The sequence below is a fragment of the Campylobacter concisus genome (genome assembly GCF_002913865.1).
Taxonomy (GTDB): domain Bacteria; phylum Campylobacterota; class Campylobacteria; order Campylobacterales; family Campylobacteraceae; genus Campylobacter_A; species Campylobacter_A concisus_AM.
This window is the reverse complement of the sequence record NZ_POYX01000134.1, coordinates 1-17,911: the sequence shown is the minus strand read 5'-3', so window position 1 is coordinate 17,911 and position 17,911 is coordinate 1. Positions and strand designations below refer to the sequence as shown.

At 40.4% G+C, this 17,911-nt stretch carries 17 protein-coding genes and 2 pseudogenes; 2 read left to right on the top strand and 17 right to left on the bottom strand.

The window, feature by feature from the left end:
• Positions 1-774 (top strand): pseudouridine synthase, encoded by a 774-nt coding sequence (locus CYP77_RS08775; RefSeq protein ID WP_103567106.1) that lies wholly within the window; start codon positions 1-3, stop codon positions 772-774.
• A 57-nt stretch (positions 775-831) separates the two neighbouring features.
• Positions 832-1,416 (top strand): tetratricopeptide repeat protein, encoded by a 585-nt coding sequence (locus tag CYP77_RS08770; protein ID WP_103567105.1) that lies wholly within the window; start codon positions 832-834, stop codon positions 1,414-1,416.
• 10 nt (positions 1,417-1,426) lie between these two features.
• On the opposite strand, the gene CYP77_RS08765 is transcribed toward CYP77_RS08770, so the two are convergent.
• From CYP77_RS08765 to CYP77_RS10410, 17 genes and pseudogenes are all read right to left on the bottom strand, one after another.
• Positions 1,427-1,906 (bottom strand): hypothetical protein, encoded by a 480-nt coding sequence (locus CYP77_RS08765; protein WP_230853936.1) that lies wholly within the window; start codon positions 1,904-1,906, stop codon positions 1,427-1,429.
• Positions 1,907-1,932: 26 nt separating this feature from the next.
• The gene (locus CYP77_RS08760; protein WP_103567104.1) at positions 1,933-2,886 is read right to left on the bottom strand and encodes a hypothetical protein; all 954 of its coding nucleotides are present in this window, start codon (positions 2,884-2,886) and stop codon (positions 1,933-1,935) included.
• The gene (locus CYP77_RS08755) at positions 2,883-3,551 is read right to left on the bottom strand and encodes an ABC transporter ATP-binding protein (RefSeq protein WP_103567103.1); all 669 of its coding nucleotides are present in this window, start codon (positions 3,549-3,551) and stop codon (positions 2,883-2,885) included. The genes CYP77_RS08760 and CYP77_RS08755 overlap by 4 nt, the downstream gene beginning before the upstream one ends.
• The gene (locus CYP77_RS08750) at positions 3,548-4,657 is read right to left on the bottom strand and encodes an ABC transporter permease (protein ID WP_103567102.1); all 1,110 of its coding nucleotides are present in this window, start codon (positions 4,655-4,657) and stop codon (positions 3,548-3,550) included. The genes CYP77_RS08755 and CYP77_RS08750 overlap by 4 nt, the downstream gene beginning before the upstream one ends.
• On the bottom strand, positions 4,647-4,832 hold the full coding sequence (locus tag CYP77_RS08745) for a hypothetical protein (RefSeq protein ID WP_021084005.1): 186 nt from the start codon (positions 4,830-4,832) through the stop codon (positions 4,647-4,649). The genes CYP77_RS08750 and CYP77_RS08745 overlap by 11 nt, the downstream gene beginning before the upstream one ends.
• A 1-nt stretch (position 4,833) precedes the next feature.
• Positions 4,834-5,292, bottom strand: coding sequence for a nitrous oxide reductase accessory protein NosL (locus CYP77_RS08740; protein WP_103567101.1), 459 nt, complete (start codon positions 5,290-5,292; stop codon positions 4,834-4,836).
• Complete coding sequence (locus tag CYP77_RS08735) at positions 5,289-5,825, bottom strand: hypothetical protein (protein ID WP_103567100.1); 537 nt, start codon at positions 5,823-5,825, stop codon at positions 5,289-5,291. The genes CYP77_RS08740 and CYP77_RS08735 overlap by 4 nt, the downstream gene beginning before the upstream one ends.
• Positions 5,825-6,652: an SEL1-like repeat protein gene (locus CYP77_RS08730; RefSeq protein WP_103567099.1), complete on the bottom strand. Its 828-nt coding sequence runs from the start codon at positions 6,650-6,652 to the stop codon at positions 5,825-5,827. Before CYP77_RS08730 ends, CYP77_RS08735 begins: the two co-directional genes overlap by 1 nt.
• A gap of 5 nt (positions 6,653-6,657) precedes the next feature.
• On the bottom strand, positions 6,658-9,276 hold the full coding sequence (ccsA, locus tag CYP77_RS08725; protein WP_103567098.1) for a cytochrome c biogenesis protein: 2,619 nt from the start codon (positions 9,274-9,276) through the stop codon (positions 6,658-6,660).
• 16 nt (positions 9,277-9,292) lie between these two features.
• Positions 9,293-10,222 carry an NrfD/PsrC family molybdoenzyme membrane anchor subunit gene (gene nrfD / locus CYP77_RS08720; RefSeq protein ID WP_103567097.1) on the bottom strand — a complete coding sequence of 310 codons (930 nt, stop codon included), beginning with the start codon at positions 10,220-10,222 and terminating at the stop codon, positions 9,293-9,295.
• A gap of 1 nt (position 10,223) precedes the next feature.
• Positions 10,224-10,895: a 4Fe-4S dicluster domain-containing protein gene (locus CYP77_RS08715; protein ID WP_181001437.1), complete on the bottom strand. Its 672-nt coding sequence runs from the start codon at positions 10,893-10,895 to the stop codon at positions 10,224-10,226.
• A gap of 19 nt (positions 10,896-10,914) precedes the next feature.
• Positions 10,915-11,673 (bottom strand): FKBP-type peptidyl-prolyl cis-trans isomerase, encoded by a 759-nt coding sequence (locus CYP77_RS08710; RefSeq protein WP_103567095.1) that lies wholly within the window; start codon positions 11,671-11,673, stop codon positions 10,915-10,917.
• A 44-nt stretch (positions 11,674-11,717) separates the two neighbouring features.
• Positions 11,718-13,784: a cytochrome C gene (locus CYP77_RS08705; RefSeq protein ID WP_103567094.1), complete on the bottom strand. Its 2,067-nt coding sequence runs from the start codon at positions 13,782-13,784 to the stop codon at positions 11,718-11,720.
• A 95-nt stretch (positions 13,785-13,879) separates the two neighbouring features.
• On the bottom strand, positions 13,880-15,307 hold the full coding sequence (locus CYP77_RS08700) for a c-type heme family protein (protein WP_103567093.1): 1,428 nt from the start codon (positions 15,305-15,307) through the stop codon (positions 13,880-13,882).
• Positions 15,297-15,986 (bottom strand): response regulator transcription factor, encoded by a 690-nt coding sequence (locus tag CYP77_RS08695; RefSeq protein WP_103567092.1) that lies wholly within the window; start codon positions 15,984-15,986, stop codon positions 15,297-15,299. The genes CYP77_RS08700 and CYP77_RS08695 overlap by 11 nt, the downstream gene beginning before the upstream one ends.
• Before the next feature lie 485 nt (positions 15,987-16,471).
• Positions 16,472-16,661 (bottom strand): annotated as a pseudogene (locus CYP77_RS10415) (methyl-accepting chemotaxis protein); the annotation flags it as partial.
• A gap of 351 nt (positions 16,662-17,012) precedes the next feature.
• Positions 17,013-17,858 (bottom strand): annotated as a pseudogene (locus tag CYP77_RS10410) (cache domain-containing protein); the annotation flags it as partial.
• Between the last annotated feature and the right edge of the window lie 53 nt (positions 17,859-17,911).

Genomic DNA, 17,911 nt, shown 5'->3' with positions numbered 1-17,911 from the left:
ATGGAAAAAACAAGACTAAATAAATTTATTTCACATAACACAAACTACTCACGCCGTGAGGCAGATGAGCTGATAAAAGCTGGCAAGGTTAGCATAGCAGGACGTGTGGTTAGCGACCTTGCTACAAGCGTGGATGAAGATGACAAAGTACGTATAAATGGCCGTTTGATAAAGCTAAAGAAGGAATTTACTGTTATCATTTATCACAAACAAAAGGGTGAGCTAGTTAGTAAGAAAGATGACCGCGGACGAAAGACGATATATGACACGTTAGATAAGAAATTTGCCAAATTTGTTAGCGTAGGGCGCTTAGACTATGCAAGTGAGGGGCTACTTTTGCTAACTGACGCCCCAGCGATCGCCACAGCGCTAATGAATAGCGACTTAGAGCGCGAATACTACCTAAAAGTAAAAGGCGAGGTAACAAAAGAGGTGATAGAAGCTATGACAAATGGCTTTTTCGCCAAGGACGCCACCAAAGGCGCTCACGCAAAAACAACTATAAAATCAATGGAATTTAAGCCATTTCTAGCCTACAAAGTCTTTGGCTCAAGCGGTGGTTACACAAAACTAAAGGTCATCATCAATGAGGGTCAAAATAGGGAGCTTCGTCGCTTCTTTGGCTACTTTGATCTTGAAGTGATGGATCTAAAACGTGTTAGTTTTGGGCGTGTTAGCCTTGATATGCTAAAGCCTGGCAAATGGCGCTACTTCGAAAACAGCGAATACGAAGACCTAAGAGACTTTTTAAAAGTTAATAACATTAGATACTAACATCAGGCTTGTTTCTCTAACGAAGAGGCAAATTAAATTTATAAAAATGAAGAAAAATTGAAAAAGATTGTTCTTTTATCTCTGATCTTACTTACTACCAGCTTTTCTAAGGATCTTTTTGAGCTTGGGCTTGAGGCTTACGATAAGGGCGAGTTTGATAAAGCCGCCAAACAATGGCAAAAAGCTTGCGACGATAATGTTGCTCGAGCTTGTCATAACTTAGGAGTTTTATACGAGGATGCTCAAGGTGTAAAACAAGACTATCACAAAGCAGCCGAGCTATATAAACGATCATGCGATGGTGGATTTGTTGGTAGTTGCCTAAATTTAGGGGCTTTATACATAAAAGATCAAGGCATAGGACAAGACTATATCAAGGCTATCAATCTATACAAAAAGGCTTGCGACGGCGACATCGCCGAAGCTTGCCATAACTTAGGTGCCTTATATGCGCTAGACAAAGGTACAAAGCAGGACTATGACTCGGCAAAAAGATACGTTTTTAAAGCTTGCGCTCTAGGTTTCCAAGATGGGTGCGACTATCTTAATAAAATGATTGCCGCAGACGAGAATGATGAAAAGATTGAGATCATGTTTAAAACTATGATTAAAACGATCAATCATCTAAAACAAATCGACTAACTTCGTAAATTTATATCTTATTTTCTGAAAGTAGGATGTTTATGTATGGATTTAACAGCGTTTCGCCGCGTGCTGCATAGAGCAAGACCTCTTTAAAGTAGTTGTCGTTTATGCCATACGTGTGAAATTCATACGCCCCTATGCCGTATCCCATCGGCGTGATATCGACCCTTGAGTACCATGCATCTTGCGCTAGGATGTAGCGGTTTGTATCTCTTGAATAAACATATAACTTGATCTTATCTTTGCTCTTTTGCGCCATATACCAGATGAAAGAATTTGTGATGTCGTTGAAAAAGTAGATGTCGCCATTTGGCATGATCGCCTGAGCTGTGTCGTTGTTATCAGCGATGAGCGTCCTGCTCTCATAACATATAAATTTATTTGGCGTTAGCTGCTCTATGGGCTCAGACTTGCCGTTATTTAGGACTAAAATTTTATCATCGCTTATGTCGGCATTATAGGCTAGCACGGCTAAGACTAGAGCCAACAAACACAGAGAAAAAATTTGCTTTATCAAAATAAAAATCCTCTTAACAAATAGTATTTGAGCACGTAAAGCGAGCATATCAGCACGCAAACACTTAGCCAGATCGATGAAAATTTAAGCTTGTGCGAGTAGTTTGTCTTTGTGATGATCTCCACAAGATATGGCATAAGGCCGTAAAAAATGCCCAAAAACAAAGTGCCCCAGATAAGGTAGCCAACGTAAAAATAGTCGCTTCTTAGCATGCAGTATGGGCACTTGTGATTTGGCTGCTCGTAAACATAAAGCCCAAAAAAGTAGGTGATAGCGTAGTAGCTAAGCACCAAAAATAGCAAATTTGCCACAAAGCTTGCCATGCTTTGCTTTAAGAAATTTAGCGCCAAAATGACAAAAAATAGCACGAAAAAGGCGCTTACTAAGCCAAAATTTGTATAGCCAAAAGGGAGCTTTGGAGCTTGAAAAGTGACAGAACAGCAAAAGACTGGCACTTTTAGCGGGATGTTATAAAAAAACGAAATTTCTATGCCAAGCTCGAGCAGTATCATCACAAAAAGGCAGATAAAAATGGCATATTTTTTCTTTAGATATGGGAAATTTAGCGCCTGCAAGTCGAGCCTATTTATAACCAGCCAGATACCAAGTCCAAAGATGAGCAAAATTTTAGTGAGCATCAAGATGCCGCCAAATTTATTTGAGCCGATCACGCCAGCCGAGCACATAGCCCCTGGCACGATGTCAGAGAGCTCGTTTAGACAAAGTGCGAAAAATATAAACAAAACGATCTTTGTGCAGACGCTAAAGAGCAAGATCGTATTTACAAGGTAGTTTTGCTTTTCAAGTGAGTATTGAAGCGATGTTAGTGCGTTATAGTCCCACGACTTCATGATCCTGACGACGTAAAATAGCGAAATACTCATCAACACTAACAGTACAAACTCCGCTAACAAAAAGGCGATAACGGCGTTTGATAAAAATACGCTCATACTATCTCTCCGTTTTGTAGGCTAAGAGTCCTATCAGTTGCGCCCAGCTCGTCAAAAATGCTATCGTGAGTGGCAACTATGACGCTTTTTTTAAGCGCCTTAAATGACTCTAGTAAGCCTAAAAACGCACGTGCATTTTGCCTATCTAAATTTGCCGTTGGCTCATCAGCCAAAATGATATCAGCGTCCATTGACAAAGCCCTAGCCACCGCACATCTTTGGCGCTCGCCACCGCTTAAATTTGATACGTTTTCATCTCTTTTGTGAGCGATGTTTGCAAGCTCAAGAGCCTTTTTTATCATCTCTTCACGCACATTTGCCTTGAAATTTGTCAGCGCAAACGGAGCTAACAAATTTTCATAGACGCTTAAGCCCTCTATGAGGTTAAAATTTTGAAAAACAAGCCCAAGCCTTTTATGTCTAAGCTCGGAGCAAAATGCGTCAGGTAACTTTGCGATGTTAGTGCCGTCTATCAAAATCTCCCCGCTAGTTGGCTTTTGAAGTAGGGCTATGAGCGAGAGCAGGGTGCTTTTACCACTTCCACTAACGCCTTTTAGTATGACTAACTCGCCGTTATTAACATCTAAATTTATATTTTTTAGAGCACAAAACTCGTTTTGTTTGCCTTGGTTATAGACTAGGCTAACGCCTCTAATGTTTATCATTTTAGCCCCTCATTTATGTCGCCACACGCCACACGCCACGACGGGATAAGCACAAATGCCAAAAATGGTATGACGCCAAAGACGAAGATCAAAAAGAGCTTATCAAACTCCAAAATAGGCGTGAAATTTGTAAAATTTAAAAGCTCATCGCCTAAAAATATCCCCTTTAAAAAAGGAGCATTTAAAACAAATACAAAGAGATAAGCTAACATAACGCCAAGCAAAAAGGCGCTAACGCTAACGATGAAATTTTGTATAAATTTTAAAAAAATGATCTCTTTTATACTAAAGCCGATACTTCGCAAAATGGCTATCTCGCGCTTTTTGTTGCCATAGGCAAGTGAAATTTGATTTTTAAGTAGCACGAAAAATATTAGCATAACGCTAACATAAATGCTCATAAAAATTCCACCCTTATAGTAGTAAAGATGTCTAATGTTTGCCACCTCGTCTTCTATGCTAATGGCAAATGAGTTTGGATATAAATTCTCTATCTTTAAGGCTACTTGGCTGATCTCTTCGCTATTTGGCACATCGACATAGAGCTTTGTGTATTCTTCATCTTTTAAATTTAAGATAGCTCGCAAGGTATTTGGGTGCAAAAATATCGCGTTATTTGTGATAAGTCCGCTTTGTTTTGGCATGGTTTTTAGAATTTTTACTGGTATCATGCGCTCTTCTGTTAAGAAGTTAAAGCTCTCATCGTAGTAAAGCTCGTTCATAGCGGCTTTTACGCCCTCGCCAACGATCATCTCGTCCTCTTTTAGGCTATCATCCTCATATAGATGAAACCAAACGCGCTTTTGCACAAAGTAGTACTCCCCATCAGCCACGCCTCTAACGTCAGCCACGCCATCGATCTTTGAGATGTCGTAGATGTAGCCAGGGTGCATGAGATCGTTTTTACCAGCACGAAACGCGCTAACTACGATACTTGAGCGATCTTTTACCAAGCTTATGAGATCATGCTGGATCGAGCCAGAGATGAAAAGCACCGAGCTTAGCACGAAGATAATGAGCGAAAAGAGGCAAAAGCTAAAAAGGTGGTCCTTTTTGTCTTTAAAGAGCAGGACAACAGCGTAGTTTATGAAATTTCTACTTATCATAGACAAAGCCCTTTTGCTCTTTTAGGCTAAAGCTAGAAGCTAAATTTGCCCTTGTTATCTTTGAAATTTCTCTTAGCTCATCTTGCTTTGCTTTGTGGTCAAAGCTAAGGTAGTGCGCCGCTAAAAGCGTGTAAGAGAGTCCAAAAAATAACGCCAAAAATGCTAGAAATTTCACTTTATTTGCCAGTAAATGTCTTTATCTCGTCAAATTTTATGACACCTTTGCCAGCGTGATCTTTCATAAAGCTGTTTGCCTTTGCTTCGTCTTTAAAAGGGATAAACTCCTCGCCCATCGGTCCAAAAACATTTGAGCCATGAACATAAAACGCCTCTTTTGCATCAAGCTTTTCAAGCGTGTAATAATCGCTCACATAAGCCTCTTTCGCCACCTCATCAGCGAAGTAAAACTGCGCCATATCTTTTACTCCGTCAAAGTAATAGTCCTTGCCATCAGCCTTGATAAGCGTCGCCCACTGCTTGTTTTTTATAGGCATGCCACACACCGCACATCTTGCGTCCTTTGGCAGCTCGATGCGCTCTTTTGCCCCTTTATAGGCGTTTATGTTTGCTTCACTCGTCAAATTTCCAGCCCACAAGACAAAAACCACACTGAGTAACAAAGCTACAAATTTCATCTTATCTCCTTTAGTTTCTCTTTTTCTAACTCGCCCTTTTCATAGAGCTTTTTTAACATCTCATCATCAAAGTCTATCTCGTAGTAGCCCTTTACAAACTCGCTAAATTTATCAAAATCATCAAAAGCATATCCAAGCAGCCAGCGTCCGCCGTTGTTACCACCGACTAAATTTTGATGTTCCACTCCGTCATACCAGATAAAAAAGGTCGTTTGCTCTATCTCATCTGGCAAGAAGTAAGAGCGAAATTTAGCAGCCTCGCCACTATAAATTTGCTCTACTACGCTTTTGTCTGTGCTTAGCGAATTTAGCTCATTTTCATGGTCAAACCCTCTAACCAGCACCGCCTCACGCGTAAATATCACATCTAGCAGATCGCCCTGCCCGTTATCTACCACGTATCTTAGGCCATTTTCATCCTCTCTTTTAGAAATGAGCCTTAGATACTCTTCGCCTGGCTCTAAAAAAGCACTATCAAGTAGATAAAGTGCCTCTAGGCTTGCCTCTTTATTGCCCCAGTTTTTAAAACTCATCAATTCTTTCCTAAAATTTCTAAATTCTCACACGCCTCTTTTAGGCCATTTTTACAGCTTTTAGTGAAAATTTCACGTGCTTTTTCTACGTCCTCTTTCACGCCTTTGCCCTCAGCTAGCATGATAGCGTAGTTGTTGCAGCCTTTTTCATAGGCGTATTTGCACGCTTGCTCGTAAAGCTTTGTCGCTTTTGTTAAATTTTGATCAACCCCTTGGGCATAGACATATAAAAAGCCAAGGTTGTCACACCCTATGCCAGCTTCGTTTGCGCAAGCCATTTCGTAGTATGTTTTGGCTTTTGCGTAGTCTTTCTCGACGCCTTCGCCCTGAGCGTATAGGTAGCCAAGGTTGCTACATCCCATGCCGTCCCCTGCTTTGCAAGCCTTTTCATAGAGCTCTTTTGCCTTTTTTAGGTCTTTTTCTACACCAGTGCCGTTTGCATAAAGCAAGCCAAGCTCGGTGCAGCCCTCGTTGTCGCTGCATGCTTTTTCATATAGTTTGACCGCTTTTGCTAGGTCTTTTTCTACACCAGTGCCGTTTTCATAGACGTAGCCAAGGTTGCTGCAAGCCATAGAGAAATTTTGATCGCAAGCCTTTTCATAAAGCATAGCTGCCTTTGCCTCGTCCTTTTTGACGTTGCCGTCCCCTCTGCTGTAAAGCACAGCTAGGTTGTAGCAGCCTGATGCCTTTTTCTCTTTGTTGCAAGCATCTTCATAAATTTGCGCTAGTTTGTTGTGATCATCTTTTGCGTTTAAAGCCTCTTTGATGTAGCCAGCATTTAAAACGCACAAACTAGCAGCCAGTAAAATCAAACTCTTCTTCATCATATCTCCTAAACTACTTTTATATCTCTGCCGCGGTAGGCTAGGGCGATTAGCAAGACAAGAGCCGCTAAGATCAAATATATTAGCCCTGAAACGCCAAAGCTCTCACCATTTGCGTATGAGTGAAGTCCGCTAAGGTAGAAATTTACTCCAAAATATGTAAAAAGCACCGAAGCAAATGATAGCACGCTAGCTGTTAAAAAGGCAAAAACGCCCCTAAGCTTTGGTATAAACCTTAAGTGAAGCACGATAGCATAGACGATGATCGTTATATATGACCAGCTCTCTTTGCTGTCCCAGCCCCAGTATCTGCCCCAGCTCTCATTCGCCCAGACGCCGCCTAAGAAATTTCCGATAGTTAGCAAGCTAAGACCTATGATGAGGCTTAGCTCGTCGGTGGCGGCGAGGTATCTTATCTGCTCGCTAAGCTTTTGCTCGTTTTTGTCATTTTTTAGAGCCATCAAGATAAGTCCCACAAGCCCCAGCACAAAGCCAAAGCCCAAAAAGCCGTAGCTTGCTGTGATGACGCTTACGTGCACGCTAAGCCAAAATGACTTTAAAACAGGGACTAAATTTGTTATCTGAGGGTTTATAAAATTTAGATGAGCAACCAGCAAGCTAACACTTGCAAAGAGCGAAGCAGCGCCAAGTGCGAAGCTTTGATGCTTGAAAAATAGCACTCCAGCTAGCACGCTTATAAGCGAGATATAGACTAAGCTCTCATAAGCATCGCTCCAAGGCGCGTGACCTGAGATGTAGGCACGTAGGGCTAAATTTAGAGCATGCACTATAAATGCGGTAAAAAACGCAAGGCTAATCGCTCTTTCAAATCTAAATTTCCTCCCAAAAAATAGCCTATAAAAGCCAAGAGCAAGCGAAGCAAGAGCTAGGATCATGTAAAAATAGATAAGAAATTTAAATATCTCCATTTGGTTGTAAAGCACTTCAAGGCCGATTTTTGCCTCACTTGGCGCAAGAGAGCCTAGAGTGCTTCTTTGATAGCTTGAAATTTGCTCCAAACTCCTATCAGCGCCCGCGCACTCGCCACTTTTTACGCAAAGGCTTAAATTTTCTATGTAAGCGCCTAAAACGCTTTTAAGCTCGTTTGAAATTTCATCTTTGCTAAAGGCTTCATTTACGCCTAACCACGTGATCGTATCATTATTTTTAGCGGGGATAAATTTTAAAATTTCTCCCTTTAGCGCAAGGTATAAGACATTTAGCCTCTCGTCAAATTTAATGACGTCGTTATCAAATTTATCTCTTTTTGAGGCGGATTTTTCATTTGCAGCCTCTACAAATTTAGCCAGCTTATACTCGCCATTTTCGTTAAAAACGTCCTTAAAACTAGCAAATTTCTCACTAACTCCAAGAAGCTCGCCCACACGATCGCTTGTGATCTTTACCATCCTTTTATCCATCCACTCTTGTGGCGAGATGGCAAAAGAGAGCATGAGCTCATCGCTACTAAGCCCAAATAGCGTCGTTTTGGTTGAAATTTTACTTATTACCGCCCTTGTGTAAGAGCTAGCTGGGGCGATCCTGCTATCAGTTTGAACTAAAATTTTGGCAAATTTATCTGCATGAGCTTTAAAATTTATGGCTTCATCGCTTGCGAAATTTGGCATGGCATTTAGTAAAAGCAGGGCTAAAAATGCAAACTGAGTGCCTTTTATGAAGTTACAAAGTCTAAAAAATCGGCTCTTTTTGCTAAATAAATTTCCCACAAAGCCAAGGCAAAGTAGAAAATATCCGATGTAAGTTGGCACTTTACCAGGATCAAAGCTGATCTCAAAGGCGCTTCCAAGCTCGTCAGCATCATATGATGACTGAAAAATTTTATAGCCCATGATGCTTAGTGGGTGATTTAGTGAAATTTCATGCTCGCTGCCTGCGATGCTTACTTTGCTCGTGTAAGATGATGGGCTATTTAGCCCTGCGTAGCGCTCTAGGATAAATTTATCAAGCCTTAGCGTAAATGGTAAATTTATGGCATCAGAGCTAAAGTAAAATTTCGCCTCTTGCCCATCAAAGCTTAAAATGCTTGGCTCAAGATCGTATCCGGCTCCGCCTTTTAGCTTGGCAGTTTTGCTCTTTTGCCCAGCAAAGCCAGCCTCTATGCTAAGCGTGGCTGGAGCGTTTTTCTCATCTTTTTTGTAGCCAGTTATCTTTATCTCAAATTCTTTGCCATTTATATCTTTTTTGAAGCCAAAGTCGTTTTTGCCAAGCAGACTAAGTTTTAATGGATATTCAAAACTTTCATTTGAAATTTGCACTCTCAAATATGGCTTTGTGCTTTGCATATAGTTGCCGCTCTCGCCCACTCTAAGATGCAATACACCCTCTTCGCCAAAGTATCTTGTAAGCGCAGCACCGATGAAGATCAGAATAAAAGCAAGATGTATCAAAAATGCGCCAAATTTCTTATACATCTTGGTTTTTACGATGCTAATGGCTAAGCAAATAGCGCAAATTGCCATGACGCACTCGTACCAGAGCGCTTCATAAACAAGCACTCTAGCCGTCTGTGTGTCATAAAAATTTTCCAAAAAGGTCGCCACCCCTGCACCAAAAGCAAGGATAAATAATAATATTAAAGACAAGCGATAAATGTTTAAAATTTTCATCACCTGCCCTTAAGCCTTAAATGCTATAAGTCTGTCCTGCATAAAGTATAAAAACCCTAAGCAATAAAACGCCAACGACTGCTGCAAATGAGCCAAGGTAGAAGCTAAATTTCATCTTGCCAAGTGCGAAATTTAAAACAAGAGGCAAGACAAAGCCAACTAAAACAACCCCAAGCCAAAAGAAATTTGCCCAAACGCCACTATAAAATGCAACTGCCGCGCCTTGCTGATAGCTTGAGCCAAGCAAAAGTGAGACAAAAAGCATTAAAATGAGTAAAATTTCAGCGCATAAGACATAAAACTCCACGCCATGAAGCGAGCTAAGATCGCTTGAGTGTGGATCTTCTTTGAAAAATAGTGCCGCTATCAAGCTGCTACCACTTATGCCAGCACTTAGTCCTGAAGCTATGAAAAGCGCTGGTAAAACAGCGGTGTTTAAAAGTGGAAATCTAATAAGCACCGAGATCAAAAAGCCTGTATATGCGCAAATGATAACCGCAAAAAGCAAGCAAAGCGCACTTAAGAGCGGATAAAGTGGCGATAAAATTTTCATCACGCCATCAAAAAAGCCACAAAATGACTTTAGCTCCGCACCAAAGGCGTATAGACACATCAAAAAGCTAAGCGGTATAAATACGCAAAGTCCAGCTACACCGATAGACATAACTGACGTGAAGTTGTAATTAATCAAAATTTTCCAAAACAAAAGTGGTTTTTCAAGGTCAGCTATCAAGCAAACCATACCAAGCATGATGCTAACAAAGGCTAGAAGCGAAGCAGCCTTGAAAAATGGACTAAAGCTCTCTTGTCTTTTGTAGCGCTTTAGAACTATGGCAGCTATTAGCGCTCCGCCACTCATACCAGCTAGCAGAAGATAAACAGCGATCGGCCAGCCCCACTCAACTGCGTGCGAAAATGTCGCAGTGAAATTTAATGCACCATCCATCTTACACCCCCGCTTTTACTTTAGGAATATATCTAAGGCTTGGTTTTGTGCCAAGTTCTGCTCTTAGCCTTATGCTATCTTTGACAGCTAAAAGCTGGCTAATATGCGAGCTCTCATCGTTTAAATCGCCAAATACCAAAGCCTCATATCTGCACGCCTCGACACAAGCTGGATCTTTTTTATCCTTTAAATTTGTATCTATGCAGAAGTTACAGCTTTGGGCTGAGTGACTAAACTTATCGATATATCTCACGTCGTAAGGACAGGCTACGATGCAGTATTTACAGGCGATGCAGTCATCTATGTTTGTAGTTTGGATGCCAGTTTTTATGTCCTTGTGACAGGCTTTTGTTGGGCAAACAGCCACGCAAGGCGCATCCTCACACTGCTGACAAGACACTCTTACATATCTTTTATCAAGCAAATTTTTTGGATCAGTCTTATCCTCTACAAAAAGTCTCATCTGTCCTTTTGGGACTAAATTTACCTTTTTGCATGCCACTTCACAGTCCGTGCAGCCAACGCATTTGTTTTGGTCAAATATCATGCCAAAATGTGGTTTTTTCGCACTCTCTTCAATCTTAAAAGCAAAACCACTACTTGCCACGCTAGCACCAGCAGCCACAACTGCCATGCGTTTAAAGAAGGCTCTTCTGCTATTTTGATTTTGCATTTTTAACTCCATTTATGCCTTAATGAGGCTTTTTAATGCCCTCATTTTGCTCTTTTTCATGAATTTTTCTTGCCGCCTCAGCTAGTTCGCCAGGCTTTAAGACCTTAATAAGCTCTATCTCAAAAACGATAGTCTCGCCACCAGGTATCCCCTCCATGCCACTATCGCCGTATGCAAGCTCAGGCGGGATGACAAATTTAAACTTCTCGCCCTCTTTCATAAGCATGAGCCCCTCTTCAAGTCCAGGGATCAAATTTAGCATCGAAAGATGAGCTGGGGCCTCTTTTGTCTCGTCAAAGACCTTGCCACCAGCAAAGCTTGCTTTATAATTTACTATGATGATGCTCTCAGGCTTTGGTGTAGCCCCTTTTGAGCTACTTTTTATGATCTCATATTGTAAATTTGATTTTGTTGTTTTTACATTTTTGTTTTTTGCATTTTTTTCCATATAGGCTTTGCCTTGAGCCAAATTCTCTTTTAGCTTGGCAGCCTCTTTTTCTTTTACTATCTTATCTAAGCTTTCAGCTCTTTTGTTTAGTAGCTTTGCTATCTCATCATCACTTAGTTTTAGCTCACTCTTTAGTGCATCGCTAAAGCCTTTTATCACTGCATCAGCGTCATAGACAACACCTAGTTGTTTTTGATCTAGCAGTCCTTTTAAAACATATCCGCCACTTGTTGCGCCTATGGCATAAGAGTCGTTTGTATCGACATTTGCTAAGAGGCTAGCCACACTTAGACTAAGAAGTAGCGAACATTTTAAAAACGCATTTTTCATTTCAAACCCTTAAGATTAAAGGGGCTAAAACTAGCCCCTAAATGCTATAAATTTTTGTTTAGAATTCTCTGAGCTTCTTTTATATACTCTTTAGATGCATCTAGTCTTTGTTTAGTAAATTTAAATCCGTGCATACCCCACGAACCATCTTTTTCAACCATATCGATGATCTCTTGAGCGTTTTGGACAAGCTCATAAACTCTTGCTTTATCACTTGGATCTAGCTTTTTAGTCTCTAGTAGCGAGTAAATTCCCTCGATGCCTATTTTGACCTCTGAGAATTCATTCTTAACTGGAGTTTGCCATCCCATAACCTCATCATAAACTTGTTTTTGGTTTTTAAAATGAAGTGTTGGTTTTAGCTCAGATAGCACTGGGCTATGGCAGCCTTTATTATCTTTCATATCTTTATCAGCCCAAGATGTTCTAGCGCATGCCCACATCAAATCAACATAGTTGTGGCCATTTTTATCTCTCTCAAAGTGCCAATCTTTTCCGTCTCTTTTATCTTTAGAAGCGTCGCCTGGGACAAGAGATTTCTCTTTTGGATCGACCATGATCTTCCAGATGTGAGAGCGTCTTTGAGTATCAAAGCCAGCGTTGTCTTGGAACTGAACAGCGTAGAAATTCTCGCAGCTCATCATAAATGGCATGTGGCAAGATGCACAAGTGTTGTTTTTGTGTGTATCTGCTTTTGATGCGATATATGCTTGAGTCTCATGACAATCTTTACAATCTTTTTTGATCTTTGGTTTAGTGTAGAATGCACTTAGATAGCCTTGATCTGGGTTATAGTTCATACCAGTTACGCTCTTATCACCTACAACGTTACCTGTGTTGTCGTGTGGATCGTGGCAAGTGACGCATCTCATGCCTTTATCGTAGTGAGCGGTAAAGTATGATTGTGAGCCTTCTGAGCCGCATCCTGGTCCCATTGATTTAAATTTAGAGCTTAAAGAAAGATCTAGCTTGCCGTTATTAAGTGGGTTAGCTCGCATTAGATCTGGGCTAAAGTTAAATCTTTGGTGACAGCGTTCGCAGTTTGATGTTCTAAAATTTGTAGCTCCATCAAGGTGACCGCCAGCTCCGTGGCACTCCTCACAGCTTACGCCTTTTGAGATAGTGTGTTTTTGAAGCTCTTTGGCATTACCAAGTGCTGCGTAAAATTCTGCTTTTGACTTAAAGTCAAATTTAACTGGGTGGCAAACCTCACAATATGATGAGTTTGCTTGGAAAAACATCGACTTTTTATGTTTTGCGGCGTATGAGGCAAGACCTCTGACATATCCGCCATTATCGCCATACTCTTCAAGAGTGCCAGGAAATTCTGGGACGAGCTCTTTTATCTTTTTAACAGTTGCGTCGTCTAAATTTAACGCCCATGTTCTTTGCCATTGGTTACCGCCAGCTACGATCTGACCTGTGCCATCTCTTAGCAAACCGCCCTCAACGTAGTAAGTACCACGAAGTAGCCATGCATCGACGTATCCCATCTTAGTTCTTAAGTGACCAACGGTTGCGTAGATGACGTCTGGAGTGATACCTTTTGGAAGGATAGAAGCGGTATCTTTGTCAAATACTGGCTCAGTTAGGTTGTTATTGACCTCTGGGTGCTCGCCAGGGAAGCGCATAGTAGTTGCGTGGCGAGATCTGCTCCAGACCTCATACTGAGCTGGGTGACACTCACCGCACTTTTCTGGTCCTACAAATTTATTAGGAAACTGAAGTGATGAGGTGGCTGGAATTCTATACATCATAGAGCTATAGCCCTTACCGCCATCTCTTTTACTAAGCTTTGACATATCAAAGCCATGTCCCTCGGCAAGCCACTCTAAACCACGGTCGTGAACGACCATTTTGCCGACGGTTTTGCCACCATACTTTGTAAAAATAGGGTGGTTTTTAAATAGCCAGTTATACATCTCTTGCTCTTCTACGACGTAGTCTTGCAAGGAGACAACACCTCTACTTTGCAGTGTGCCTTTAGGATTTGCGATAACATCACGTGCTTTATCGGACATCTGCATATTATGCTCTTCGCAACAGGCTTGTGAAGCAAAGATACTAACACCCATGAGTAAGCCTGCTAAGGCTTTGTGTAAGTTTCTCACGTCTCCTCCTTTGAATTTTTATCCTAAAATCAAAATGATTTCATACTGATAATCTTAACACCAAAAAAGGGTAGAAAAGGGGGAAATTTAACAAATTATAAATTTTCGAAACTAATTGTAAATGCAACGTGGTTTTCATCCACATTTTTAGCAAAGATTAGGGCGTTATTTTTGCGAGCGATAAGGCGGCTCATATATAGCCCAAGCCCGCTACCGCTCTCTTTTGTGCTAAAGTGTGGCTCAAATATGACCTTTAAAAATGAATTTTTTATCGCTCCTGCGTTATTTTGCACGCATAAATTCTTGCGATCATCTTTTAAAAAGGCGCTTATCTTTATCACTCTTGGCTTTGTGTAGCTTTGTTTAAATGCGTCTTTGGCGTTGTTTATGATGTTTATTAAAATTTGGATTATCTCATTAAAATTTGCAAATACCTCAAAATTTTCTCTCACGTCAAGCTGCACTTCGATCTGATACTTTTTAAGCGTTGCGTTTAAAATTTTTATCGTTTGATTTATCACTTCAAGCACCTTAAACTCTTTTCTCAAGGTATTTGGACTAAAGAAATTTTTAAAGTCATCAACGGTTTCTGACATGAAATTTATCTGCTTGCTTGTCTCTTCTATAAATTCATAAATTTTCGCCTCATCAAGCTTTTTTCTCTCTTGATAAAGCTCTAAATTTATCAAAGCTGAGCTTATCTGAGCTAGTGGCTGCTTCCACTGGTGCGAGATATTGCCTATCATCTCGCCCATAGAGGCTAGGCGGCTTTGATGTATCATTAGCTGCTCAGTCTGCCTTTTGCTCTCTTCGCCACGCTTATGCATCTTATAAACAAGTAGTAAAAATAGCCCAAATATAAGCGTTATGGCGCTCATTATGACGATGACCTCTTGCAAATGGTAGGTAAAAATGGCGCGAATTGGGATCTTAAAAGAGATCATCGCAACCGTTTCGTTCACATCTGGGATCTCTATGCCCTCCATGCCGTATTTTTCTAGCATTTGTTGTGGGGCATTTGAACTGCTATGACAGGCTAGACAGCTTGGACTTTGGTTTTTTATAGGCAGACCCACAAAGAGCTGTGAGCCATTTTCATCTTTTATTATCTTTACAAATTCTTGAAATTTATTCTCTTTAAAGCCATGCAAGACGCCAGCTTCAAATTCATTTGGCTGGTGAGCTTTGTTTAGCGGTGCGATGGCAACTAGCTTGTAGTCAAATTCAAGGTTATATTTTTTCTTTTGGATATTGTAAATTTCACGGCTTATATATGATGACGATAGAAGTCTCTCGTCAAAAAAGTCCTCTTTTAAGATGCCCTGCTCTTTTAACTGCTCGATTAGTGGGCGCTGAACTCCAGCGATGTACTCTCTTACAGAATTTATGCCCTCTAAAACATAATACGCCTCTTTTTTGGCGTCCTTCATCGCAAGATCGTTGTAGAAATTTAAAACAAGTGCCGAAACTAGCAGATAGACAAAGATAAAAGCACCGACAATTAGCTGAAATTTATATCTCACAAAGATAGCCCACGCCGTATAAATTTTTGATCACATCTTTGCCAAGCTTTCTTCTAAGCTCTTTTACGATCGTCTTTATCGCCTCTTTTGTCGGTTGCTCGTAGTCCCAGATGTAGTCAAAAATTTGTTCATAAGTGATAGTTTTGTTTTTGTTGTTTAAAAAATACTCCAAAAGCTTGCTCTCACTCTTGCTTAGATGAGAAATTTCGCCATTTACATAAAGCGCTTTTTTGCCAAAATCATACTCAAGCTCGTCATTTAGCCTGATAGTTGGTGTGCGCCCAACTAGCTCAAAAGCCACATCTTCAAGCGCTTTAACAAAAGATTTTTTATCGTATGGTTTTGCAAGATATCTTGTGATCTTTAGCTCAACGGCTCGCCACAGATACTCTTGCTCGACGTGGCTTGATAAGATCACGATAGGGATTTTTTGATTGATAGCTCTTACTTTTTTAGCGATCTCAAGACCATCGATATTTGGCACGCTGATATCAAGCACTAGCACGTCATACGCCCCACTCATAGCAAGCTCAAGCGCATCAAAGCCGTCTGTGACGCCTTTAACTTCTGCGAAAAAGAGCTCCAACGAGGTACAGATATTTCGCAAAATCGCCTCTTCATCCTCTAAGCAAAGGACCTTTTTGTTTGATAAAACATCTAAAATATCATACTCTTGCATACGTCATCTCATCTCTTAAGCCAAAATGCCGACTTAAATAACACAAAATAAAAACTATTTCATAAATTTACATCATGATCGTAAGCTTAAAGTAAAAAATCAGCTCACTACTTAAGCGATAAATTTAAAAAAGAAAGTTAAATTTAGCCAAATATTTGGCTAAATTTATCAGGTTCTAAATTTTGAAAGGCTAGTGTTTAGATTATCAGTCATCTTTGAAAGATGAGCAGCTGCAAGTGAGATTTCATCCATGCTTTTTGAGTTTTGTTTTGAAATTTCATCGATATTTACGATGCCTTTTATCAGCTCTTCGACCTTATTTCCAGTCTCTATATAATCCCTCGTAGAGGTCTCATTTAAGCTAACAGTCTCGTTCATTAGCTGGTTCATATTTTCTATTTTTTCATTTATCTGGGCTGATTTTTTGCAAAGCTCACCAGCTTTTTTAGCATTATCGCCGATGGTATGGCTTGAGTTTGAGATCGCTTCAACGATTAAATTTATAGTTGCATTTATCTCGCTTAGGCTATTTTGCGTGCGTTCAGCTAGCTGTCTAACCTCATCAGCCACGACTGCAAAGCCACGTCCATGCTCTCCTGCACGCGCTGCTTCTATGGCGGCATTTAGAGCAAGTAAATTTGTCTGATCAGCGATGTCATCGATGATATTTAAGACATCTTTTACATTTTTAGCTTGATCAGCTAGGCTTTTCATCGAGCTAGCTAGTGAAATTTCGCTATTTGCAGCCTCATCGACATTTTTGCTAAGTCCCAAAACATCGTTTGAAACTTCATTTATATATAGACAGGTTCTTTCAAGATTTTCTTTGCTCTTCTTAGCCTCTTCAAATGAGCTCTTTATCTCTTCTGACATATTTTTTGCCATATTTGTCGTATCTGTGACGATTAGCGAAGATTTGTTGGTTAAATTTGTAGTTTGAGCTGATGTTGAAGAGAGTTGCTCGGCAATAGAAGAGTTCTCATGCGCCAAGCCTTTAACGCTCTCTATCACAGATCTTAGCTCGCTTGTTAGGTCATTTATAGAGCTTTTGATGTTTGAAATTTCATCTTTGCCACTAACTTCAAGCTTTTTAGTAAGATCGCCTCTGCCACTTTTTATCTCATCTGACATCGCAGTTAAATTTGCAACGATATTTTTTATAGGTCTGATGATCGCCCTACTTAAGATAAATAACACGATAGCTATCAAAACAACCGTAATCAGGGCGCAAGCGATGATAAATGTTCTTGTATTTTGGCTGTTTTGCTCATTTAGCACGGCCTTTGTCTTTTCTGTCTCGTCCGCTAAGTCATCGACATATACGCCACTTCCTAGCATCCATTTATATGGCTCAAAATTTGCAGCGTAGCCAAGCTTCTCCACTGGCTCCTGCCCCTCTTTTTTCGCCCAGCCAAATGTGACAAATCCGCCACCTTGTTTAGCCTTTTCGATGAGCTCTTTTATAAGAAGTAGCCCTTTTGGATCTTTTAGTCCGATTAAATTTTTACCAACAAGCGATGGCTTTTCAGGGTGCATCAAAACAACGCCGTCATAGTCATAAATGAAGATATAGCCGGTCTTGTCGCTAAAGAATTTTAGCTTTGAGACGACTCTAAAAATTTCTTGTTTTATCTCATCGTCGCTTAGCCCTTTTTCTTTGCCGCCATTATAAATTTCACGCATCATTTGATTGATCGTCTCGACGTCATCTTTTAAATTTTCTTTTCTGGCATTTACCAGCTCGTCGTAGGACTTATGGGTGAAAAACTGAGTTAGATCGCTTGAAAATTTGCTATTTAAAAAGATGAGCAAACAGCTGACAAGCAAAACTGAGAAAACAAAAGTGAGAATTATCTTTGTAGATATTTTCATAGCACACATCCTTGCATTTTGGGATCTCCTAAAAATTGCGTGCCATTTTATAC